This window comes from Bacillus sp. AFS001701, from assembly GCF_002559405.1.
Taxonomy (GTDB): Bacteria; Bacillota; Bacilli; order Bacillales; family Bacillaceae_G; genus Gottfriedia.
Genome location: NZ_NTZO01000170.1, coordinates 1 through 7,831 on the forward strand (window position 1 = coordinate 1; position 7,831 = coordinate 7,831).

At 34.5% G+C, this 7,831-nt stretch carries 5 protein-coding genes; 1 reads left to right on the forward strand and 4 read right to left on the reverse strand.

Going from position 1 to position 7,831, the window contains the following annotated elements:
* Positions 1–325 precede the first annotated feature (325 nt).
* Positions 326–2,713: an immune inhibitor A domain-containing protein gene (locus tag CN514_RS12790; RefSeq protein WP_098232924.1), complete on the reverse strand. Its 2,388-nt coding sequence runs from the start codon at positions 2,711–2,713 to the stop codon at positions 326–328.
* Between the two features lie 221 nt (positions 2,714–2,934).
* Here CN514_RS12790 and CN514_RS12795 point away from each other — a divergent pair, with 221 nt between their 5' ends.
* Positions 2,935–3,519 carry a DNA-3-methyladenine glycosylase gene (locus CN514_RS12795; protein WP_098232925.1) on the forward strand — a complete coding sequence of 195 codons (585 nt, stop codon included), beginning with the start codon at positions 2,935–2,937 and terminating at the stop codon, positions 3,517–3,519.
* A 76-nt stretch (positions 3,520–3,595) separates the two neighbouring features.
* Here the strand turns inward: CN514_RS12795 and CN514_RS12800 are convergent, their stop codons facing one another.
* The 3 genes from CN514_RS12800 to CN514_RS12810 form a co-directional block, all read right to left on the reverse strand.
* Complete coding sequence (locus tag CN514_RS12800; protein WP_098232926.1) at positions 3,596–5,242, reverse strand: glycerol-3-phosphate dehydrogenase/oxidase; 1,647 nt, start codon at positions 5,240–5,242, stop codon at positions 3,596–3,598.
* Between the two features lie 148 nt (positions 5,243–5,390).
* Complete coding sequence (glpK, locus tag CN514_RS12805) at positions 5,391–6,881, reverse strand: glycerol kinase GlpK (RefSeq protein ID WP_098232927.1); 1,491 nt, start codon at positions 6,879–6,881, stop codon at positions 5,391–5,393.
* Between the two features lie 451 nt (positions 6,882–7,332).
* Positions 7,333–7,831 (reverse strand): sensor histidine kinase (locus tag CN514_RS12810; RefSeq protein WP_141529369.1); only part of this gene is annotated, 499 nt, incomplete at its 5' end.

The following is a 7,831-nucleotide window of genomic DNA, read 5'->3' on the forward strand; positions in this document are numbered from 1 at the left end:
AACGGGTTCATGAGGTACTTGATTCGCTGGTTTTTGTAAATTACTTCCTCATAACGGGTTCATGAGGTACTATGTACGCTAGATTTTGAAATTTACTTCCTCATAACAGGTTCATGAGGAACTATCTACGCTGGTTTTTGTAAATTACTTCCTCATAACAGGCTCATGAGGAACTATATACGCTGGTTTTTGAAAACTACTTCCTCATAACAAACAATTATGGAAATTAACCAAGAACCTTATTGAAAAGCTCATTTCTCGAGCAGTCTATAAAAACAAAAAAAGAATACGAGTCTGAAATTATATCAGACTCGTATTTTTTATCTTACTTATGAATCCAAACAGCACCAGCTGAATTATCTTTTGCTTCTCCAATTACTTGGAATTTTAATCCGTAGTTAGGTACTTTTCTTCCTGCATCAGGAATTAAAGTATTTTGGTAACTACGTGAATCGTCGAATTCTGTTACACCAGATAGTCCATCATAGTCAAAGATCCCACGAGATGGTGAATTAATGTAGAATTCAGGTGATTTGTCGTAACTGAAAGCAGCGTCAGCTACTTGGTAACGAGTACTTTGTGATACAGATGGTTTACCATTTAATGTACCAACCATAGCTTCTGGATGAGCATCTACAACACCTAAGAAACCTTCACCAGGGTGAACACCTGTCCAGTTATCTGTGTAGCTATCATCTCCATACCAAACTACTAAACCAGTATTATACTTAACTCCACGAGCATATTCTAATGCTTTATCAGAGCCAGCATAGTTTCTCCACTCTAAGTAGTAGAAGTGATCTTTAAAATCAGTACCATTCGATACAGTTGCTTTGTCTAATGTAAATGTTGGAGTTTCTTCCGCGCCATCAGTAAATTTAACTGCACCGTCAACAGTTAATTTTGCTTCGTCGAAAGCAAATCCTTCAGGAGCTAGTCCACCATCAGTAACATATTGAAATTGAACTTTTACATTTTTGCCTTTGAATGTAGATAAGTCATAAACTTTATCTACCCAAAGTCCTTTAGTTGTATCAAGTCCACCTGCAATATTTTTAGTACCAATTGTATCAATTGTTGCAAGTTTAGTACCTGTTGCTGCATCTACTACATTTACATCTACATAATCATAACCAGTTTCAACTTCATAGTTTGCTTTTACAGCGAAGCTTGCATTTGTAGCTGCTGTTAAATTAAATACTGGTGATGTCATAGTAGTGTGAAGATTATCGCCTTTTGTACTATAGTAATACTTTGCACCAAATTGAGGTTGGATTTTACTTTTTACTTCTTTTTTAGGTAAGTTAACTTTTACGATCGCTGGATTGTTTGATTTCGTAACACTTTGATCGATAATTGCAGCAATACCTTTTTCATCAATATCTTTATAATCTACTTCAGTCATATTAGCCCAATTTCCACCAATTGTTTTTTGGAAATACTCTTTGTTTTGTGGTGAGAAACTTGTAGGTGTTGTTCCAGCGATTGCGCCGTTCCAACTACCACCACTCATAACTGACCAAGATGCAATCGGCTCACCATTACCTGAATACTGAGTATCGTACTCATCTGGTAATCCTAAGTCATGACCAAATTCGTGAGCGAATACACCTACTGCCCCATCTTCTGGCTCAATTGTGTAATCATATGCAGCCATTAGTCCGCCCCAATATGGAGCTTTTGACTGAGTTCCTGAGAAAGTAGTTACTCCATTTAAAGTCCAACGATGTGACCAGATCGCTTTATCTCCTAATTTACCGCCACCAGCTTCTTGACCAGTTCCAGCATGAAGAACCATTAAGTGATCGACTAATCCATCAGGCTCATTAATATTTCCATCACCATCAAGGTCATAAATATCTAAATCATCAAAATCAGCTAAATTAATACCTGAATTGATTGCTGCTCGTAGTGATTCCTTAACAAGATCACGTGGACCTTTTGGTGCTAAGTTATCATGTCCACCAGTTGGGCTATCATCACCATAATCAGCTGCATTCCCAGAAACTGTTAACCAGTCTGTTACTGTACCTTTTACAGTGTAACTTCCACCAGATTGTTCTTCATAAAATTGTTTAAACGTTTTAATTTTCGAACCATCGTTTAAAGTAAAATCTTTATCTCCAAAAAGCATATCTTGGTAATGTTTTTTACTGAAATCGTCAGTGTATATGTACCCATCTTGTTTATCAATATTGTTATGTTTGAAATCAGCAAATTCAGTTAAAATGACTAAAACTTTATCTTCGCGTACTCCGCCGTTATAGCCAGCTTGTTTTGCAGAATCAACTTTTACTACACCATTTGGTTTGCCTTTTTTATAGTTTTCATGGCCTTTATTTAATTGTGATAAAAGTTGAGCTTTACGTTTTTCTAATGTTGCTCTTTGTTTATCAGCAATTTTTGTATCAGATTGTGCATTAACTTTCTCTTTATATGCACCTTGTTTTTCTTTTATGTATGCTTGTACTTTTTCTTTAGCTACTTCAGCACTATCTGATTCTTTGATCACGCCTCTGTCTCTTAAAGCTTTTTCTAATCTGTCTTCGTCCACTACGTTTAAATCTAAATAAGGACTTTCTACTATTTGTTTACTTTCACTTTCAGTAGGAATTGCTGCTTTTGAAGTAACTCCCGTTGAAAAAATGGACATACTTAATGCTGTAGCAAGTGAGACACTCGATAATACCTTCCAGTATGATGGTCTTGCCATAATTCTACACCCCTTTTTTTGAATATTCTAACAACAAGTAAATAGTACAAGCTTGAAGGGGATTGTACAATGAGCAATTATGAATAATTCCTAATAATTCAGTTAATATATTTAATCTAATTTTAATGGATTTCTAATAATATGAATAGGTGAATATCCCTATTAGTGTGACAAGAAAATACATTTTCTCTTTTTATCAAACAATTTTCGAGGAGTTTTTTATGAATTCGACAATAAAACAAGATTTCTTTTTAAAACCATCTATACAAGTAGCAAAGGAGCTATTAGGCAAAATACTAGTTCATAATACTGATGAAATGGAACTTTCCGGAATAATAGTAGAGACCGAAGCATATATGGGTCCAGAAGATCGCGCTGCACATAGTTTTCAAAACCGACGTACGAAACGAACGGAAATCATGTTTCATGAGGCAGGTTACATTTACACTTATCAAATGCATACTCATACTTTAATTAATATAGTCTGTGAAGAGATCGGCAAACCACAAGTAGTATTAATTAGAGCCTTAGAACCTGTGGGCGGGATTGAAAAAATGATCGAATTTCGAAAAAATCAGCCCATTTCTAATTTAACGAATGGACCAGGTAAGCTTACAAAAGCTTTGAATATTACGATGGAATCTTATGGAAAACCGATTTGGCTACCACCCGTTTACATTAAAGAAGGAATTAAACCAGAACATATTAGTAGTGGACCTAGAATCGGTATTGAAAATACCGGTGAAGCGAGGGACTATCCATGGAGATTTTGGATTACGGAAAATAAATTTGTTTCAAGATCATAAAAATACCCAGGCTGTTGATGAACTCTCGCTTTCAAACAGTCTGGGTCTTCTTAATTTAGGAACCTATTTTTAAACATCATTCATCAGAAGAAGAAACTGCATTTTTTATTTGCTCTTCCAATTCCAAACGATACTCCAAAACTTGGTACTTATTCCAACTTAATCTATTCGCCATATAACGAATTACTTCGTCTTTATACTTATTAACTAAATCAATTTGAAAATATAAAAATCCAGTTCTCCTTATAAAAAAGTCGACTGGCTTTACTACCATTTCGTTTTGAATTCCATATTCTATTTGTAAAAATAATGATAGTGGTAGATTCGAATCATTTTTCAATTCACTAAATGATATATTCATTAAATGTTCTATATTCGATCCATATATTTTACTTAATCTTTTATATTCCGATTCACTTAATCCAATTGAAATACCAGCAGATGAAAATCGTTTTTTAAAATAATTAAAACCTTTTGAGCCCCCAACATCGCCACCGGATATTGGTAAAGTTTTAGTCTGACATACTTTAAATCTATTTTCATTATCTTTTGAAATAAGGTCTACAATTGTCTCCGCCATTTTCCGATAGCCTGTTAACTTTCCCCCAGCTATGGAAATTAAACCAGAAGATGATTCCCAAATCTCATCCTTTCTTGAGATTTCAGAGGGATCCTTACCTTCTTCAAAAATTAAAGGACGAATGCCAGCCCAACTTGATTCAACGTCAGTATCTTCCAGCTTTATTGTTGGAAACATATACTGTACACAATTTAATATATATTCCCGATCTTCATTACTTACTTTTGGGTTAGCGGTATCTCGATCAAAAAATGTATCTGTTGTACCAACATAAGTCTTTCCATCTCTTGGAATTGCAAAGACCATCCGACCGTCCACCGTATCAAAATAGACAGACTGATTTAAAGGAAACTTCTTATGATCAATTACTAAATGAACCCCTTTAGTTAGTCTAAGATTTTTATCACTTTCTAATCGTTCCATTTCTCTAAGCTGGTCAACCCATGGTCCAGTTGCGTTAACAATCCTCTTTGCCCGAATAGTAAAAGGTACTTTCGTTATTAAATCGATTGCTTTGGCTCCTACTAATCTATTATTTTCATAGATGAAATCTGTTACTTCTACATAATTGATTGCCTGTGTTCCGTGTTCAACTGCTTTTTTTATAACTTCAATTGTAAGGCGAGCATCATCGGTTCGATATTCAACGTAATATCCCCCAGCCTTAAGCCCCTCTCTTTTAACTAATGGCTCCTTTTCGATCGTTTCTTTTCGATTTAACATTTTTCTCCGCTCATCTTTTTTTACACCAGCTAAGTAGTCATATAATCTAAGGCCAATAGAAGTAGTAAACTTACCAAAAGTTCCACCCTTATATATGGGAAGTAACATCCTTTCAGGTGTAGTCACATGTGGACCATTTTCGTAAACAATTGCACGTTCTTTACCAACTTCAGCTACCATTTTAAATTCATACTGTTTTAAATATCGTAAACCACCATGAACTAGCTTAGTAGACCGACTAGATGTACCCGATGCAAAATCCTGCATCTCAACTAGGGCCGTACTCATCCCTCTAGTAGTTGCATCAAGTGCAATACCACAACCAGTTATTCCTCCACCAATTACTAATAAATCGAACTCTTTTTCAGCTAATGTTTTCTTAATCCTTTTCCTATTTAAACTTGAAAATTGTTCTTCCATTGTAAAACCTCACTTCAACAAATTTTCTAGTTGTCTTAAAAAAGCACACAAAATGAGATCAATCTAAAATGAAAAAGGACCGCTACAATTACATCTACATGTAGAAAGGTCCTAGAGTTTCGAATTTAAAAATAGGTAAGTGGGTTACTTATTTAAATGCTAAAGTGGCATTAACTGCTTTTTTCCAGCCTGAATATAGCTCATTACTTAATTCAGTTTTCATTTGTTGTTCAAAGCATCGATCCATTTGCCATTGTCCGGCTATTTCTTCTCGGTTTTTCCAAAATCCAACTGCTAAACCAGCTAAATATGCTGCACCTAAGGCTGTTGTTTCATTTATTAACGGCCGCTCGACAGGTACATTCAAAATATCACTTTGAAATTGCATCAAGAAATTATTCTTAACAGCTCCCCCGTCTACTCGTAACGTTTTTAAAGAAATAGTTGAATCCGCCTCCATTGCTGTAAGCACATCTTTTGTTTGGTATGCAAGAGCTTCTAATGTAGCACGGATAAAATGTTCTTTAGATGTACCTCTTGTTAACCCAAATACTGCTCCACGGACATCACTATCCCAATATGGTGTTCCAAGTCCTACAAAGGCAGGTACAACATAAACTCCATCAGATGAGGTTACTCTAGTAGCATATTTCTCACTATCTACAGCATTTTTAATCATTCTTAAACCATCACGTAACCATTGAATAGCAGAACCCGCAACAAATATACTTCCTTCAAGTGCATATTCAACTTTCCCGTCTATTCCCCATGCAATTGTAGTTAATAATCCATGATTTGATTTCACAGCATGATTTCCCGTATTCATTAGCATGAAGCATCCGGTTCCATATGTGTTTTTAGCCATTCCCTTTTCAAAACAGGCCTGACCAAATAATGCTGCTTGCTGATCACCAGCTATACCAGCAATTGGAATCTCACTTCCAAAAAAATGATAACTTACAGTATTAGCATACACTTCCGAAGAAGGGCGGACACTTGGAAGCATACACTCCGGAACATCCAATATTTTCAATAAATCTTTATCCCATTTTAATTCATGAATATTATACATCATCGTTCTAGAAGCATTTGAATAGTCTGTAACATGTGCCCTGCCTCCAGAAAGCTTCCACACTAACCAAGTATCAATTGTTCCAAATAATAAATCTCCTGCCTCAGCCTTTTCTCTAGCACCATCAATCTGATCAAGAATCCATTTTACTTTCGTACCAGAAAAGTAAGCATCAATTAATAGGCCTGTTTTTTCACGAACAATTGAATCATAACCGTTCGCTTTCAGTTCCTCACAAATTTCGGCTGTTTGTCTTGATTGCCAAACGATGGCATTATAGATTGGAGCCCCTGTATGTTTATCCCAAACTACAGTCGTTTCACGTTGGTTAGTAATCCCAATGCCACTAATTTGATCATGACGAATATTTGATTCCACAAGGCAAGTTGCAATGACCGCAAGTACTGAACCCCAAATCTCATTTGCATTATGCTCTACCCAACCTGGATGTGGAAAATATTGTGTAAACTCTTTTTGAGCTGTATGTACAATCTTACCTTTTTTATCAAACAAAATTGCTCTTGAGCTAGTCGTCCCTTGGTCAAGTGATAAAATATATTTTTCCATCTCAAATGACCTCCTTACTATTATTTTATGTAGGTGTGATTTAAAAATGCGACTTAGTATCTATTTAAAGAGGAAGGTTGATTTCGAACGTTGCTTATTGCAAACACCATTTATTAAATCATGTTTTACTCTAATAGGACACAACTAATTATATAAAAATGCACCAGAATATTACATTTAATCTTTTAAATACATATTCTATTCGATAATTAATGATTCCTTTCATTCCTGTAGTAATGAATTGGAAAACCTTATTTTTCTTCACATAAAAAAACCCACTAATTTTATAGTAGATTTTCTCATATATATTAAATTCTTATTTAAATTCTTTTGTTTTAATTAATTTATTGTAATTTATCGTTATTTCTTAGGAAATAATGTCGGAAATATACTTTATTTTCTTGGAGAAATCACCAAATGACTTTCTTAAGTAGCTACGATGGCTTGGCATTTAACTGTTTTTTGTGGAAGACATTATCGGTAAAGATATTTCAAAACTAGTGCCTTCTCCTTTTTTACTTTGAACTTTGATTTTCCCACCATGTTCTTCAACAATCCATTTTGCAATTGATAATCCAAGTCCAATTCCATTTTTGGATGTACGTGAGACATCTTCTTGGAAGAAACGGTCAAATATTCGAGGAAGGTGTTCTTCTTTTATTCCCACTCCACTATCTATAACCTTAATTAGAAAATTATTTTTCATTTGTTTACAGCTAATTTGAATCGTATCATTTTCGTTTGTAAATTTCATTGCATTATCGATTAAAATCACAAGTAATTGGTGAATTCTTTCTTGATCACCAAAATAAAAATACGTATCTTTAATAGACAAAAATATTTCTTTACTTTGAAATGATATGATTTCAGTGAAGTGTGAAACAACTTCTTCTAACAATTCATTTAAGGAGAATATTTTTTTATTTAATTGAATTTGCCCTGAATCTGAT

What these genes read in the sequence shown, in the direction of transcription:
- CN514_RS12800 (WP_098232926.1), bottom strand. Translation starts at nt 5,242, where the DNA reads ATGGAAGAACAATTTTCAAGTTTAAATAGGAAAAGGATTAAGAAAACA.
- glpK (WP_098232927.1), bottom strand. Translation starts at nt 6,881, where the DNA reads ATGGAAAAATATATTTTATCACTTGACCAAGGGACGACTAGCTCAAGA.
- CN514_RS12795 (WP_098232925.1), top strand. Translation starts at nt 2,935, where the DNA reads ATGAATTCGACAATAAAACAAGATTTCTTTTTAAAACCATCTATACAA.
- CN514_RS12790 (WP_098232924.1), bottom strand. Translation starts at nt 2,713, where the DNA reads ATGGCAAGACCATCATACTGGAAGGTATTATCGAGTGTCTCACTTGCT.